Raw genomic sequence first — 13,960 nt, 5'->3', positions numbered from 1 at the left:
CCGCCACTACTTGGAGGACTTCAGGATCGACTCTTGCTCGATGTCCTCGTCTTCGATCACGCCGGTGTTGTCGTACACGGCGTCCTTCTGCTTTGCAGCGAAGTAGTCGCGCTTGACGTTCTCGATCACGGTCTCGAGTTCCGCCTCGGTCTCCGGGGAGAACTTCTTGGTCTCGCGGATCGTTTCGAGGATCGTGCCATTGTGGCGCAGGAACTCGTGCAGGCGCTCTTCGAACTCGAGGATGTCGTCAACTTCGATGTCGTCGAGCTTGCCGCGCGTGCCGGCCCAAATCGACACCACCTGTTCCTCCATGGGCATGGGGTTGGCCTGGCCCTGCTTGAGGAGCTCGGTCAGGCGAGCACCGCGCGCAAGCTGCTGCTTCGAAGCGGCATCGAGGTCCGAGGCGAACATCGCGAACGCCTCGAGGTCACGGTACTGCGCGAGCGAGATCTTGAGGGTACCGGAGACGCCCTTCATGGCCTTGGTCTGGGCCGAGCCGCCGACGCGCGACACCGAGATGCCTACGTCCACTGCGGGGCGCTGGTTCGCGTTGAACAGGTCCGACTGGAGGAAGCACTGGCCGTCGGTGATCGAAATGACGTTGGTCGGAATGTACGCCGAGACGTCGTTTGCCTTAGTTTCGATGATCGGGAGACCGGTCATCGAGCCGCCGCCCATGTCGTCCGAGAGCTTTGCGCAGCGCTCGAGCAGACGCGAGTGGAGGAAGAAGACGTCGCCCGGGTATGCCTCGCGGCCCGGCGGACGGCGAAGAAGAAGCGACACGGCGCGGTAGGCTTCGGCCTGCTTCGACAGGTCGTCGAACACGATGAGGACGTGCTTGCCTTCATACATCCAGTGCTGGCCGATCGCCGATCCCGCGTAGGGCGCGATGTACTTGAAGCCGGCCGGATCAGAAGCCGGGGCCGCAACAATGGTCGTGTAATCGAGCGCGCCGTTTTCCTCGAGGGTCGCACGCACCGAGGCGATCGTCGAGCCCTTCTGGCCGACGGCGACGTAGATGCATCGCACCTGCTGGTCGGGGTCGCCCGATTCCCAGTTCGCCTTCTGGTTGAGGATCGTATCGACGGCGATCGTGGTCTTACCGGTCTGGCGGTCGCCGATGATGAGCTGGCGCTGGCCACGCCCGATCGGGGTCATCGAGTCGATGGCCTTGATGCCGGTCTGGAGAGGCTCCTTCACGCTCTTGCGCTGCATAACGCTGGGGGCCTGAAGTTCGAGGGCACGGCGGCCGGTCGTCGCGATCTCGCCAAGGCCGTCGATCGGGCGGCCCATCGGGTCAACGACGCGGCCGAGGTAACCGTCGCCAACGGGAACCGAAAGGACCTCCCCGGTGCGGCGCACCTCCTGCCCTTCCTCGATGCCGGTGAATTCACCGAGCACGACGACGCCGACCTCGCGAAGTTCGAGGTTAAGAGCGAGGCCAAGCGTGCCGTCCTCGAAGCGCACGAGTTCGTTTGCCATGAGGTTCGGCAGGCCCGAGACGCGTGCAATGCCGTCTGCTGATTCGGTGACGCGGCCGATTTCTTCGCGACCTGCGTTCTGGGGCTGGTAATTCGACACCGCAGTGTCGAGAGCGTCCCGGATGTCTTCGGGACGAATGGTGAGCTCGGCCATCGCGCTCCGCTTCCTTCTTGGTCATTCCCGGCGGTACCGGGAGGGGTGATACGTGTTCTCGTTGGTGATTCTTAGGCGGAAATGCGTTCGCGAGCATCGCGAACACGGCCGAAGATCGTGGCGTCGTAGAGGTCGTCGCCGATCGTGATGCGGAGGCCGCCAATCACGCTCGGGTCGATCTCGTAGTTCAGGCTCAGCTCGCCGCCGTAACGGGCGGAGAGGATGCGCGTGAGGCGTTCCTGCTGCTCGGGACTCAACGCGATCGCGCTCGTCACGACGCCGGAGCGGCGGTCGCGTTCGGCGCTCGCGAAATTCGCGAACTCGAGCAGACGGGCGGGAACCTTGGCTTCGGGCTCGAAGCTCACCGCTTGCGCGGCGAGTGCGACGGTCGCCTCATCCACCTTGCCGCCCAGAAGACGTTCGATGATCCCTACGCGCGCCGGAACGTCGTCGCGCTTGGAGTCGAATGCTTCGGACAGCTCCGGGGTGTCCTCGACGAGGCGCGCAACCTGGAAGAGTTCTTCTTCAACGGCGTGCGCCGTGCCGCGCCCTCGAGCTTCATCGAGAACGAGCGACACACCCGCGAACTCGATGCCCTCGAGGAGGTGGTTTTGCTCGGACCACGTGCACCGCGAGGCCTCAAGAAGAACCTCGAGAGCGGCCTCGCTGACGCGGCCGCCAAAGAGGCGCCGCACGACATCGGCCTTGAGGTCCTCATCGCGACCGGGGTCGCTCAAGAGGCGCACGAGCTGGTTGCTCGAGTCAATGACGCGCACGGCTTCGAAGAGCTCGCTCGCGATCTCGGTGCTGGGGGTGTTCGCCGAGGTGGACTCCGCTGCGCGCCGTAGCACGCTCTGGAGCGACTTGGCGGAAACTCCGCGCATGTGCTGTGCCTTCCTTACTTCGCCGCCGTCGACGACTCGAGCTCGTCGAGGAACCGATCGATCACGCGGCGCGAACGCTCATCATCGGTGAGCGATTCGCCAACGATCTTCGAGGCGAGGGTACTCGCGAGCGAGCCAACCTCACCGCGAAGCTCGGTGCTGGCCTGCGCCTGTTCAGCTTCGATCTGCTGCTTGCCGAGCCCGATCATGCGTTCGGTCTCGAGGCTTGCGCGCGTACGTGCCTCTTCGATGATGCGAGTGCCCTCTTCGCGGGCCTTCTCGCGCATCTCCGCGGCTTCACGGCGTGCAGCAGCGAGTTCGCTTTCCTGCATTGCCTTGAGACGATCGGCCTCGTACTGGGCCTCCTCCGCCTTACGGATTCCTCCCTCGATCTTCGCTGCTCGTTCGTCGAGAACCCCGTTCATTTTCGGGAGCACGAACATCATGAACACGACGGCAAAGATGAGGATGAAGACGGCGCTCCAAATAATTTCGGGAACCTCGGGGATCAGCAAGGCGTACTTGCTGACCTCTCCTTCTCCACTTGCCAGATACATTCGGAATTAACCTCAGGAGAAGAGGAGGCCGGTCACAACCGCGAGGAGCGCGATGATCTCGACGAACGCCATGGCGATAAGCATCGTGGTCTGAAGCGAACCGCGGATCTCGGGCTGGCGCGCCATCGACTCGACGGTCTTAGCACCGATCAGGCCGAGGCCGAGGGCCGGGCCGAAAGCGGCGATGCCGTAGCTGAGCGAGGAGAGGTTGCCGTTGATTTCAGCGAGGATGGTGGTGCCCACGAGGGTATTCCTTTCAGTTTTCTGCCGCATTGCCGGGCAGGGTTTCGGTTGTGAGCCGAAGCTCGGGGTGGAAAATCGGAAAAATCTAGACGCCTTAGTGGCTTTCGCTCGTCGCCATGTTGATGTACACGGCGGAAAGCACTGTGAAGATGAAGGCCTGCAGAAGGGCAACGAAGATTTCGAAGCCGAAAATGCCGAGTGCGAAAGCTCCCGCGAAGGGGGTCGCGGCAATGAGCCACGTCCCTGAGAACAGGAGCGCTTGCGAGAGGGAGATGAACACGACGAGCATCATGTGGCCCGCGACCATGTTGGCGAGAAGACGCACAGTGAGCGAGAACCAGCGCACGACGGCGAGCTGGAGGAACTCGATCGGGGCGAGCAGAATGTACACAGGCTTCGGCACGCCCGGAGGCATGGTTTCGTGTTTGAAGTAGCCGAGGAAGCCGTGCTGCTTCATGCCGCAGTACACGTAGGTGCCGAAGGTCCACATCGCCAGCAGGAACGGCATGCCGATCACGGAGGTGCCCGCGAGGTTGAGGCCCGGGGTCACGCCGGCGAGGTTCATCGCGAGGATGAGGAAGAAGAGCGTGTAGAGCATGGGTGCGAAGCGGCGCCCCTTAGCCTTACCGAGCACGGGCTCGATCGCATTGTCGCGGATGAAGCCCATGAAGAGCTCGAACACGCTTTGGATGCGCCCCGGCACAACCTTGGCTCGAGAGGCGATCGCGTATGTGATCGCGAGGCATCCCACGACCACGATGAGGCGAATGAGCTGTATGCGGTTGAACTCAAACGGAGTGCCCGCAAAGAGAATCGCATCGGGGAAAAAGTCGGCGAGGGAAGGGGTGTGAAAATCCAGCCCACCTTCAGCGACAAGGCGCGAAGTTTCGCTAGGAATCAACTGCTCTTACTCCAGAGTTGTCGGCGCGCGTTTCGCGCGCCACGGGCACGGGACGATCTGTTCGAGGCGGTTTGCACGCCATGCACGTGCATTCAGCACCCGTGCAGGCTGCGCCGCTATTCGCTCAGCATTCTGAATCAATATAACAGAGGACGAGGCGGACTTTTGGCTCAGGTCGGTACCTCTTACACCTCAATTTTCGGGCGGGTTCGCGCGAGCAGCGCTCCTTCGACCGCAATCGGGGCGACGGCACCAAAGAGAAGCGCGATTCCCACCCACTGCATTGAGAGCCATGTCTCTCCTTTGAGCAGGATGAGGCACAGGATGAGGGCAAGCATTTTTCCTCCCCACGTGCACGCAACCGTCCCGAGCATGATGAGCGGGCTTTGGGCGATACCCCAGTACGCGACGATGAGCGCGGGCAGCGTCACCACGAGAGAGAGGAGAGCACCGACGATCGCGCCGTTGCGGGCGAGCGGATCGAAGCCGATCCAGGCAACGAGCACAACGACGGCAGCGATGACGGCCCCCACGATCACCGCGCTCACGATCGCTTTTTGCACCAGTGCGTTGTTGTACGCGCGGTTCTTTTCTGCGGTGCTCATGCGGTTTTCTCCACGTCCTGGTTGCGGCGAGCACGATGGAGTGCTCGCAGGGGGTCAAGCGTCACGACTATAGCGACGACGAGCGAGCCGATCCAAATAAACGCGGCGGTCTTCGCCTCGAAGAATACGGGCGCGAGCAGGCATAGCGACACGAGCGCCGTCCACGTGTACATGATGAGGACCGCGCCAAGTTTTGAGTGTCCCAGGTTCAAAAGGCGATGGTGCAGGTGCCGACGGTCGGCGTGAAACGGCGATTTTCCACTTCCCACACGCCTGATCACCGCGAGCACCATATCGAGGGCTGGAAGGATCATCACGCCCACGGGCATGAGAATCGGGAGAAGCTGGCCGAAGGCATCGGAGGGGGCGAGGCGAGCCGGATCGACCTGGCCCGTGACGGCGATGGTTGCCGAGACCAACAAGAGACCGAGAAAGAGGGCTCCCGAATCCCCCATGAAGATGCGCGCTTTGGAAAAGTTGTGAGGCAGGAACCCAAGGCATGCCCCGATCATGACCGCAGTGATGAGAGCCGCCATCGACGAATAGTCGGTGGAGGATACGTCTCGCGTGAGGAGGTAGGCGTAAATAAAGAACGCCACTCCGCCGATCGCCATGACTCCGGAGGCGAGGCCGTCGAGCCCATCGATGAAGTTCACGGCGTTCATCGCTGCCACAATCACGATGACGGTCAAGATGAGCGATGAGCGAGCGGAAATGAGCGTGAGGCCACCGATCGGGAGGGTCGTGAGTTGCACTCCTTGCGAGGCAACGAAGAGCGCGATGAGCACTTGACCGGCGAGCTTCGTCAGCCAGTCGAGGTCGAATTTGTCGTCGAGGCCGCCGAGCAGACATATGAGCCCACCCGCGATGAGGATCGACCACACCTTGAACGAGCCACGAAAGATCGGTTCGAGGAAGGGCACGTTCGAGGCAAGAAGCATCGCGACCGCGACCCCCGCGAACATCGCTACTCCGCCGAGGCGCGGTGTCACGTCCCTGTGCACATCGCGTTCACGAACGGCGGTCATTGCGCCGATGCGCCGTGCAACGACGCGCGCCGCGGGCGTCACGAGATAGGTGACGGCCGCGGCGATGAGCAGTAGAAAGAGGTAAACCCTCAAGCGTCGGCCTTATCCTCGCCGGCAGGTGACTGTTCTTGAGATGCCTCGGCCCCCTCGCCTGCTTGTTCGTCTTCGGGTTGTACGGGCTTTTCGGGGGTGAAAATCTCGCCGAACTTCGCGACGATCTCCTCTTCGCTCAGTGCGCCGCGACGGAGAATTTCGGGCGGATTCACGGTCGCGTCGATGATCGTGGAGGACTCGCCGATGCGACTCTTGCCGCCATCGACGTAGACCTCAACCGCGTCGCCGAGTTGCACGGCCGCATCCATGACGCTCTTGGCGGCATCGCCGCCGTGCTTGTTCGCGCTCGAAACGGCGAGCGGTCCCGTTTTCTTGAGCAGTGCAATTGCAGCCTCGTGATCGGGCATCCGCAACGCGACGGTGCCTTTGGTGTTGCCGAGGTCCCAGTGCAGAGACGGCTGGGCTTTAACGATCACCGTGAGCGCGCCGGGCCAGTATTCCTCGACGAGGTCTTCGATGATCGGCGGAATATCGAACCCGAGCGCGTGCATGACATTCGGGTCGCCGATGAGCACGGGCGGCGGGAATTCGCGGCCTCGCCCCTTCGCGTCGAGGAGCGCCTGTACGGCGTCTTTATTAAAGGCGTCGGCGCCGATGCCGTACACGGTGTCGGTCGGCAAAACTATGAGTTTGCCATCCTTGACCGCGGCGGCAGCAGCCTCGAGGGCTTCGTCACGCGTGGATTCGTCGGTGTAGTCGTATACGCTCACGTGCGTCATTCTCTCACTTGTTGTGCTGCGCGCGCCACGAGGAAGCGGTCGCGTCCCGTGAGGTCGCGCGCGGTCTTAATCGTGTCAAAACTCTGTGTCTCTGCGGCGAGGGCCCGCGTCGGCGCTCCCTGGCTTTCGTCGTGTTCCATGATGAGCAGGCCTCGTGGCCGCAGCACGCGCGCGGCAAGGTTGATCACGGCGCGAGGAACGTCGAGGCCACTCTCCCCTCCCCCGAACAATGCTTCGTGCGGGTCGTACTCGCGCACCTCGGCGTCGGCGGGAATCGCGCTCGCGGGTATATAGGGCGGGTTCGCGATGACGAGGTCGAGCGGGCGATCAGGAATATGCGTGTCGATGAAACCGTCGAGCTCAGTGAGACACGTGGGCAGTTCGGCGTGAAAAACGCGAAAGCGCCCCGGCCCGGATGCTGTGCAGTTGCGCTGGGCAAGTTCCACGGCACGCGAGTTCACGTCGAACGCGCTCACGCGGGCGGCGGGGAATTCGTTAAGGAGCGCTGCGGCGAGGGTTCCACTTCCGGTGCAGGCGTCGAGGGCGTGCAGCGGGTCCGACGCTTGCCGGCCTTCCTCGCGCGTCCAGTCATGGGCGATGTCGAGTGCCGTTTCGGTCTCGGGCCGCGGGATGAACACGCCGCGGGCGGTCTCGAGTGTGAGGTGCCGAAAGGGGGCTTGACCGAGGATCAGCTGAAGGGGCTCGCGCCTTTCGCGTCGCGCGAGGATCGCCTCGACGTCCGCCTCGAAGGTTTCGGGGAGCTGGTCAAGGAGCACGAGGGAAGCCTCGGCCTGCGCTGCATGGAGAACGATGAGCCGCGCTTCGGCTTCGGCTGAAGCGATGCCGGCCGCGTGAAGCCGCGCGCGTGCGCCTCGGCGTGCGAGCGCCACTCGCTGCGAAACGCTCAGGCCGTTGTGTGCAGCGGGGGCACGGTATTCGTTCACGTGCTCTTACTCGTTCGAGCCCGCAGCGGCGAGCATCGCTTCGCGATCGGCATCCATGAGCGACTTGACGACGGGATCGAGTTCGCCGTTGAGCACCTGATCGAGGTTATTCGCCTTGTATCCGGTGCGGTGATCGGCGATGCGATTTTCGGGGAAGTTGTAGGTCCTGATGCGCTCGGAGCGATCCACGGTGCGCACCTGGGAGCGGCGCGTCGCCGAGGCTTCCGCTTCCTGCTCAGCGTGAACGGCATCGAGCAGGCGTGAGCGGAGGATGCGCATCGCCTGCTCCTTATTTTGGAGCTGGCTCTTTTCGTTCTGGCAGCTCACGACGAGTCCCGTAGGCAGGTGCGTAATGCGAACGGCCGAGTCGGTCGTATTCACGCTCTGGCCACCGGGGCCGGAGGAACGGTAGACGTCGATACGAAGATTGTTCGGGTGAAGCTGTTCGGCGAGGAACTCGTCTTCATCGGCCTCATCGGCTTCGGGGACGACGAGGACACCGACGGCCGAGGTGTGAATGCGCCCCTGCGACTCGGTCACGGGCACGCGCTGCACACGGTGCACACCGCCTTCGTACTTGAGGTGAGCCCACACGCCTTCCGCAGGGCCGACGTTGCCGCGCGTGCGGATCGACATCGCGAGGTCTTTGTAGCCACCGAGATCCGATTCGGTCTCCGTGATGATTTCGGTGCTCCAGCCATTCTTCGTCGCGTACGCCTCGTACATGCGCACGAGATCCGCGGCAAAGAGCGCGGACTCATCGCCACCCGCACCGGCCTTGACCTCGAGGATCACGTCACGAGCATCATTGGGATCGCGCGGGGCAAGCAGCTCTTCGAGCTTCGCCGTGAGCTCCTCACGCGTGCGTTCGAGAGCGTCAGCTTCCTCCGCCATCGAGGGGTCCTCTTCGGCGAATTCGCGAGCGGTTTCGAGATCCTCGCCTGCCGTGAGCCATTCGCGGTACGTGCTGACCACGGGCCCGAGTTCGGCGTAGCGGCGCCCCACTCGCTTGGCCTTGTTGTGGTCATTATGAAGGGACGGGTCGGCCATTTGCTGCTCGAGGGCCGAGTATTCGTCAACGAGCGAGGACACGTTCTCAAACATGAGGGTCTTTCTTGGCGTAATGAGGCGGACGTAGTGGTTTCGCGTACGCGAAAGCGGCGCCGGCATCCCACATGGAGGCGGGGTGCCGACGCCGCTTAGAAAAGCTACTTCTTGCGCTTGCCGTAGCGCGCTTCGAAGCGGGCCACACGGCCACCGGTGTCAAGAATCTTCTGCTTACCGGTGTAGAACGGGTGGCATGCCGAGCACACTTCGGAGTTGATCTTTCCGTCGGCTTTCGTGCTGCGCGTCACGAACGTGTTGCCACAGGTGCAGGTCACCGTGGTCTCCACGTATTCGGGGTGAATCCCCTTCTTCATGTGATGTCTCCTTTTCGATCATGGCCGCTGGGTCGGCGCCGCGGTGCGGGCCGTGAACCAGAACCGTCGTCCAGTTTCCCACGAATGGGCATGCTGGCTCCAGTGCGCTGCCTGTAACTCTGCTTACAGGCAGCGGCTCGGAGTGTGGTTATTCGCTCTGGCGAGGAACGCTCGGAGTCGTCTTCGAAACGGCGAGAAGGAATTCGTTATTCGACTGCGACTTCTTGAGGCGCTCGAGGAGAAGCTCGATCGCCTGCTGCTGTTCGAGCTGGCCGAGCACGCGGCGGAGCTTCCACATGATGGCGAGCTCCTCGTTACCCATGAGCTCTTCTTCGCGACGGGTTCCCGAAGCGTTAACGTCAACGGCCGGGAAGATGCGGCGCTCAGCGAGCTTGCGGTCGAGCTTGAGCTCCCAGTTGCCGGTGCCCTTGAACTCTTCGAAGATCACTTCGTCCATCTTCGATCCCGTGTCCACGAGGGCTGTGGCGAGGATCGTGAGCGAGCCGCCATTTTCGACGTTACGAGCCGCGCCAAAGAAACGCTTAGGCGGGTAAAGCGCCGAGGAATCGACACCACCGGAAAGGATCCGGCCCGAGGCGGGCGCCGCAAGGTTGTAGGCACGGCCGAGGCGTGTGATCGAGTCGAGGAGCACGACGACGTCGCGCCCCATTTCCACGAGGCGCTTCGCGCGCTCGATCGCGAGTTCGGCGACGGTCGTGTGGTCGTCGGCGGGGCGATCGAAGGTCGAGGCGATGACCTCGCCCTTGACCGTGCGCTGCATGTCGGTGACTTCCTCGGGGCGCTCGTCCACGAGAACAACCATGAGGTGAACCTCGGGGTTGTTCTGCGTGATCGCATCGGCGACCTGCTGGAGGATGATGGTCTTACCCGCCTTCGGGGGCGCGACGATGAGGCCACGCTGGCCCTTGCCAACGGGGGCAACGAGGTCGATGATGCGCGGCGTGAAATTCGTGGCCTTGTTCTCGAGGCGAAGACGCGTATCGGGGTACAGCGGCGTGAGCTTGTTGAACTCGACGCGCGCCTTAGCCTTCTCGGGAGTCATTCCGTTGACGGTGTCGACGCTCACGAGCGCCGCAAACTTCGAGTGGCGGTTGTTGTTGCGCCCGCGCCCGCGGCCTCCACCACCGTGGTGGAAATCCTGCTGGCGCTGCTGTTCCTCGCCGTCCTTCGGTGCCTTGACCTGGCCGACGATCGCATCGCCCTTGCGCAGGCCGTACTTGCGCACCTGGTTCATCGACACGTAGATGTCGCTCGGGCCGGGCAGGTAGCCGGTCGTGCGCACAAACGCGTAGTTGTCGCGAATGTCGAGAATGCCCGCGACCTTGACGAGGACGTCGTCTTCGTGGATCTGCGGCTCGCCGTTATTGTCGTTGTCGCGACGGTTGCGGTTGCGGTTGCGGTCTCGTCCGCGCGAGCGGCGGCTACGGCGATCATTGTTGTTGTCGTCGTTGTCGTTGCCGGAGCGGTTGTTGCGACCGTCGCGGCGGCCTTCGCCATCGCGGTTCTTCTGGTCGCCCTGCTTGGTATCGCGCCCTTTATCGTTGCCGCGCTCGCGGCGGTCAGAGCGCTCCCCCTTGCGGCGATCGCGCGTGGTTTCTGAATCGGGAAGCTCGATGTCTTCGACCCGACGCGGGCGCTCGCCGCGGCGACGCTCTGCGCGTTCGTTGGTGTCACCGGTGGACTCGGTGTTGCGGTCCTGTGCATCGCCGCGCTCCTGATCCTCGTTGCGGTTGCGGGAGCGCGAGGGCTTCTGTGCCGTCTCAGCGCTCTGAGGAGCGGGAGCCGCGGGCGCGTCGTCGGAGGGGCTCGTCTTTTCGGCACGCGCGGCGGGGGTCGACGGTGCCTTGCCCGTACGGATTGCCTCGATCAGCTCGCCTTTGCGGAGCTTGCGCACGCCGCGGATGCCCATGGAAGTCGCGATGGCCTGAAGCTCAGGGAGCCTCTTTGCCGAAAGTTCGGCGGCGTCAGTGTAGTTGTCGTTCACCCGGGGTCCTTTCTGAGGTGTGTGTCCCGTGGTTGTACTCAGTTTCGTGAGATGACCGTGCTTTTTCGGGGGAAAACGCGCACTCGGGCACTGGGGCGGGAGGCTCGTGTGCTTCACGCCGAAATAGGGGCACCGGTCGGTGTGAGGAATGCTCGACCACCATGAGAGGTTCTCTTCTGCGAGCGCCTACCGCCGAGGGAAGGATTGTGGCTTTGCGCGGGGCGGTTTGCCAGCCTTCAACGAGGGCGGGGCCACGTTCGCGTGGCCGAGCACCCTCACGATAACACAGTGTGAATGCCCTCTTGTGCAAGCGGCACGCGCGCCAGGCGCCAGTCGTCGGGCTCTTCGACGACTTCGCGGACGATGCGCGCGATGTCGTCCGGTGCGTCGAGAGGGATCAGCACCGTCGGCCCCGCCCCCGAAATCACGGCGGGGACACCCTGCGATCGCAGCACGTGGACGAGGCCCACGCTCTGGGGCATATGGGCGCTGCGTTCATCCTGGTGGAGGCGGTCCGCCGTGGCCGCGAACAGGCGTGAAGCGTCTTCTGCAAGAGCGTGCACGAGAAGAGCGGCACGGGCGATGTTGTGGGTCGCGTCCCGGCGGCGCACCTCGGGGCTCAGTATCGCGCGAGCCGTGGTCGTCGAAAGCGTGCGGTTCGGACACATGATGAGGGGGCGCAGAACGGGTCGACCGTCGGCAGCATTGGCGACGCGCACGCGCACGGCGTGGGCATTTTCGCCATCCATATAGCTAAGGCACACGCCGCCGTGGATAACGGCGGCGACACTATCAGGATGCCCCTCGATCGACGTTGCGATCTCGAGCATCGCCTGATCATCGATGGCGCTCGGGTCCTGGAGAATCGCTCTCGCGAGGGCGATGCCGCCCACGATCGCCGCAGCGCTCGAGCCGAGCCCCGCGCCCTGGGGAATGACATTCGTGCACGTGAGTCGCACGCCGATCTGGGGCGCGCCGACCCATTCAAGGCTTTCGCGCAGCGTGCGCACGATGAGATTCGTATCGTCAGTGGGCAGCTCGCCGGCTCCCTCGCCACGAATGGTGACCTCGGTTTCCCCCGTGGTGACCTCGAGCGTGTAACGGTCACGAAGCTCGAGAGCGAGGGCGAGGCTGTCGAAGCCCGGGCCTAGGTTGGCGCTCGTCGCGCACGGCTGCACCGTGACGCGTTCTCTCGCGATTCTCACACATCCCTCTCTTGCGCGCGGTGGTGTTCGCGGCGCTTCGCTTACTCACTCGCACGGGCCTATCGCGTGCGTGGATCACCTCAAGCGTAGCGAGTGTCGGGGACGAGGGCCCGACACTTCCCACTCCCCTACCGTTACCCCAGATCGCGCTCGAGCAGGTCCTCGAGAGTTTCGCGGCGGATCATCTCGCTCACCTCGCCGTCTTTCACGGAGACGACGGCGGGCCTAAGCGCGCAGTTGTAGTTGGAGGCGAGCGCGTAGCAGTAGGCGCCTGTGACGGGCACGGAGATGAGGTCTCCTCGCCTGACGTCCGCGGGCAGGTATTCATCTTTCACGACAATGTCGCCACTTTCGCAGTGTTTGCCCACGACGCGCACGATGCGCGGCTCGACGTCGGAGGTCCGATTGGACAGGAGGCACGAGTAGTCGGCGTCGTAGAGGGCGGTGCGAATGTTGTCGCTCATGCCCCCATCGATCGACACGTAGAGGCGCTGTTGCCCGGCACCGAGCTCGACTTCCTTGAGCGTTCCCACCGTGTAGAGCGTTTGGGTCGAGGGGCCCGCGATCGCGCGGCCCGGCTCGAAGCCGATCCTTGGGATCTCTAGCTCGAGTGCGCGGCAGGAGTTTTCGACGATCGCAGCGAGTTGCCCTGCCAGTTGCTCGGCCGTGCGCGGGGTGTTCTGGGTCGTGTACATCACCCCGAAGCCACCGCCGAGCACGATGTGGGTGATCGGGCGTCCGATCGCCTCGCGCCCTTCCTTCGCGAGCGCGAGCACGCGCCGCGCCGCTACCTCGAAGCCATTCGTGTCGAAGATCTGCGAGCCGATGTGCGAATGCAGGCCCTCGAACCTGAGCGCGTCCGCGGCCTCGACGCGGCGGATCGCCTCGAGTGCGTCCCCCGTCGTGATCGATATGCCAAACTTCTGATCCTCGTGCGCGGTCGAGATGAACTCGTGTGTGTGGGCTTCAACGCCCGAGGTCACGCGCAACAGCACCGGTTGGGATGTCCCTAGGCGAGCGGCAATGGCGTTCAGGCGGTCGATCTCGTCGAGAGAGTCGATGACGATGCGCCCGACCCCGGTCTCGACGGCGAGGGCGAGCTCAGCATCGCTCTTGTTATTTCCGTGGAAGGTGAGGCGGCTGGCGTCGGACCCCGCGCGCAGCGCGATCGCGAGTTCCCCACCCGAGCACACGTCTAACCCGAGCCCTTCCTCGCGTACCCACCGGGCGATGGCGGTCGAGAGGAAGGCTTTGCTCGCGTAGCTCATGTCGACTCCCGCAAGCGGCGCGAAAGCCCGCTCGAACGTGTCGCGAAACAGCCGGGCGCGCGAGCGGAAATCTTCTTCGTCGATCACAAATGTGGGTGTCCCGAACCGTTCCTTGATAGCGCTGACCCCGACTCCCGCGATCTCAACCTCGCCGTGCGCGTTGCGCGTCGTCTTCGCACTCCACAGCCCTTCGATGAGGTGGTTGACGTCACTCGGGTAGGGAAGCCACTGGGGAACGAGATCGTTGCCGTGGAGGGCACCTGCCTCGTGTGCGCGCATGTCTACTCCTTGCTCTAGGGGACATTCGTTGGCTGAAACCCTAGGTCGAGGGGCCGCGGCGCCGATATCGTGTCCACGTGCAAAGACGATCGCCTTTACATGAGCACCCATCCGGGATTGGTAGCGTCGGGAGGTGAAGCACGCGCCTCGGA

General features: G+C 63.6%; 14 protein-coding genes. All 14 read right to left on the bottom strand.

Annotated features, from left to right (window positions below):
- Positions 1-6 precede the first annotated feature (6 nt).
- Positions 7-1,635 (bottom strand): F0F1 ATP synthase subunit alpha, encoded by a 1,629-nt coding sequence (gene atpA / locus HMPREF3176_RS03600; RefSeq protein WP_070458326.1) that lies wholly within the window; start codon positions 1,633-1,635, stop codon positions 7-9.
- A gap of 71 nt (positions 1,636-1,706) precedes the next feature.
- Positions 1,707-2,519, bottom strand: a complete 813-nt coding sequence (locus tag HMPREF3176_RS03595; RefSeq protein WP_070458323.1) for a F0F1 ATP synthase subunit delta — start codon at positions 2,517-2,519, stop codon at positions 1,707-1,709.
- Positions 2,520-2,533: 14 nt separating this feature from the next.
- The gene (locus tag HMPREF3176_RS03590; RefSeq protein WP_070458321.1) at positions 2,534-3,076 is read right to left on the bottom strand and encodes a F0F1 ATP synthase subunit B; all 543 of its coding nucleotides are present in this window, start codon (positions 3,074-3,076) and stop codon (positions 2,534-2,536) included.
- 12 nt (positions 3,077-3,088) lie between these two features.
- Positions 3,089-3,349, bottom strand: coding sequence for an ATP synthase F0 subunit C (gene atpE / locus HMPREF3176_RS03585; protein WP_276546606.1), 261 nt, complete (start codon positions 3,347-3,349; stop codon positions 3,089-3,091).
- Positions 3,350-3,413: 64 nt separating this feature from the next.
- Positions 3,414-4,220 carry a F0F1 ATP synthase subunit A gene (gene atpB, locus HMPREF3176_RS03580; protein ID WP_083286216.1) on the bottom strand — a complete coding sequence of 269 codons (807 nt, stop codon included), beginning with the start codon at positions 4,218-4,220 and terminating at the stop codon, positions 3,414-3,416.
- Positions 4,221-4,405: 185 nt separating this feature from the next.
- On the bottom strand, positions 4,406-4,825 hold the full coding sequence (locus HMPREF3176_RS03575; protein ID WP_070458318.1) for a hypothetical protein: 420 nt from the start codon (positions 4,823-4,825) through the stop codon (positions 4,406-4,408).
- Positions 4,822-5,946 (bottom strand): glycosyltransferase family 4 protein, encoded by a 1,125-nt coding sequence (locus HMPREF3176_RS03570; protein ID WP_034373628.1) that lies wholly within the window; start codon positions 5,944-5,946, stop codon positions 4,822-4,824. Before HMPREF3176_RS03570 ends, HMPREF3176_RS03575 begins: the two co-directional genes overlap by 4 nt.
- Positions 5,943-6,686: an L-threonylcarbamoyladenylate synthase gene (locus tag HMPREF3176_RS03565; RefSeq protein ID WP_070436184.1), complete on the bottom strand. Its 744-nt coding sequence runs from the start codon at positions 6,684-6,686 to the stop codon at positions 5,943-5,945. Before HMPREF3176_RS03565 ends, HMPREF3176_RS03570 begins: the two co-directional genes overlap by 4 nt.
- Positions 6,683-7,630, bottom strand: a complete 948-nt coding sequence (prmC, locus tag HMPREF3176_RS03560; RefSeq protein WP_083286215.1) for a peptide chain release factor N(5)-glutamine methyltransferase — start codon at positions 7,628-7,630, stop codon at positions 6,683-6,685. Before prmC ends, HMPREF3176_RS03565 begins: the two co-directional genes overlap by 4 nt.
- A 6-nt stretch (positions 7,631-7,636) precedes the next feature.
- Positions 7,637-8,734 carry a peptide chain release factor 1 gene (prfA, locus tag HMPREF3176_RS03555; protein ID WP_070458315.1) on the bottom strand — a complete coding sequence of 366 codons (1,098 nt, stop codon included), beginning with the start codon at positions 8,732-8,734 and terminating at the stop codon, positions 7,637-7,639.
- 104 nt (positions 8,735-8,838) lie between these two features.
- A complete protein-coding gene (gene rpmE / locus HMPREF3176_RS03550; protein WP_016664822.1) occupies positions 8,839-9,051 on the bottom strand; it encodes a 50S ribosomal protein L31 in 213 nt (70 codons plus the stop codon).
- Between the two features lie 148 nt (positions 9,052-9,199).
- Positions 9,200-11,056 carry a transcription termination factor Rho gene (gene rho, locus HMPREF3176_RS03545; RefSeq protein WP_070458312.1) on the bottom strand — a complete coding sequence of 619 codons (1,857 nt, stop codon included), beginning with the start codon at positions 11,054-11,056 and terminating at the stop codon, positions 9,200-9,202.
- A 275-nt stretch (positions 11,057-11,331) separates the two neighbouring features.
- The gene (thrB, locus tag HMPREF3176_RS03540; protein WP_070458309.1) at positions 11,332-12,261 is read right to left on the bottom strand and encodes a homoserine kinase; all 930 of its coding nucleotides are present in this window, start codon (positions 12,259-12,261) and stop codon (positions 11,332-11,334) included.
- A 134-nt stretch (positions 12,262-12,395) separates the two neighbouring features.
- Positions 12,396-13,808 carry a diaminopimelate decarboxylase gene (lysA, locus tag HMPREF3176_RS03535; protein WP_070458307.1) on the bottom strand — a complete coding sequence of 471 codons (1,413 nt, stop codon included), beginning with the start codon at positions 13,806-13,808 and terminating at the stop codon, positions 12,396-12,398.
- Positions 13,809-13,960: the final 152 nt, after the last annotated feature.

The organism is Dermabacter sp. HMSC08H10, assembly GCF_001807585.1.
In the GTDB taxonomy this organism is placed as follows: domain Bacteria; phylum Actinomycetota; class Actinomycetes; order Actinomycetales; family Dermabacteraceae; genus Dermabacter; species Dermabacter hominis.
Note: the sequence above shows the minus strand (reverse complement) of the source record. Positions and strands in the feature narration are given on the sequence as shown.

Coding starts and splice junctions, on each gene's coding strand:
- atpA (WP_070458326.1), bottom strand. CDS start 1,635: ATGGCCGAGCTCACCATTCGTCCCGAAGACATCCGGGACGCTCTCGAC.
- HMPREF3176_RS03595 (WP_070458323.1), bottom strand. CDS start 2,519: ATGCGCGGAGTTTCCGCCAAGTCGCTCCAGAGCGTGCTACGGCGCGCA.
- HMPREF3176_RS03590 (WP_070458321.1), bottom strand. CDS start 3,076: ATGTATCTGGCAAGTGGAGAAGGAGAGGTCAGCAAGTACGCCTTGCTG.
- atpE (WP_276546606.1), bottom strand. CDS start 3,349: ATGCGGCAGAAAACTGAAAGGAATACCCTCGTGGGCACCACCATCCTC.
- HMPREF3176_RS03575 (WP_070458318.1), bottom strand. CDS start 4,825: ATGAGCACCGCAGAAAAGAACCGCGCGTACAACAACGCACTGGTGCAA.
- HMPREF3176_RS03565 (WP_070436184.1), bottom strand. CDS start 6,686: ATGACGCACGTGAGCGTATACGACTACACCGACGAATCCACGCGTGAC.
- prfA (WP_070458315.1), bottom strand. CDS start 8,734: ATGTTTGAGAACGTGTCCTCGCTCGTTGACGAATACTCGGCCCTCGAG.
- rpmE (WP_016664822.1), bottom strand. CDS start 9,051: ATGAAGAAGGGGATTCACCCCGAATACGTGGAGACCACGGTGACCTGC.
- lysA (WP_070458307.1), bottom strand. CDS start 13,808: ATGCGCGCACACGAGGCAGGTGCCCTCCACGGCAACGATCTCGTTCCC.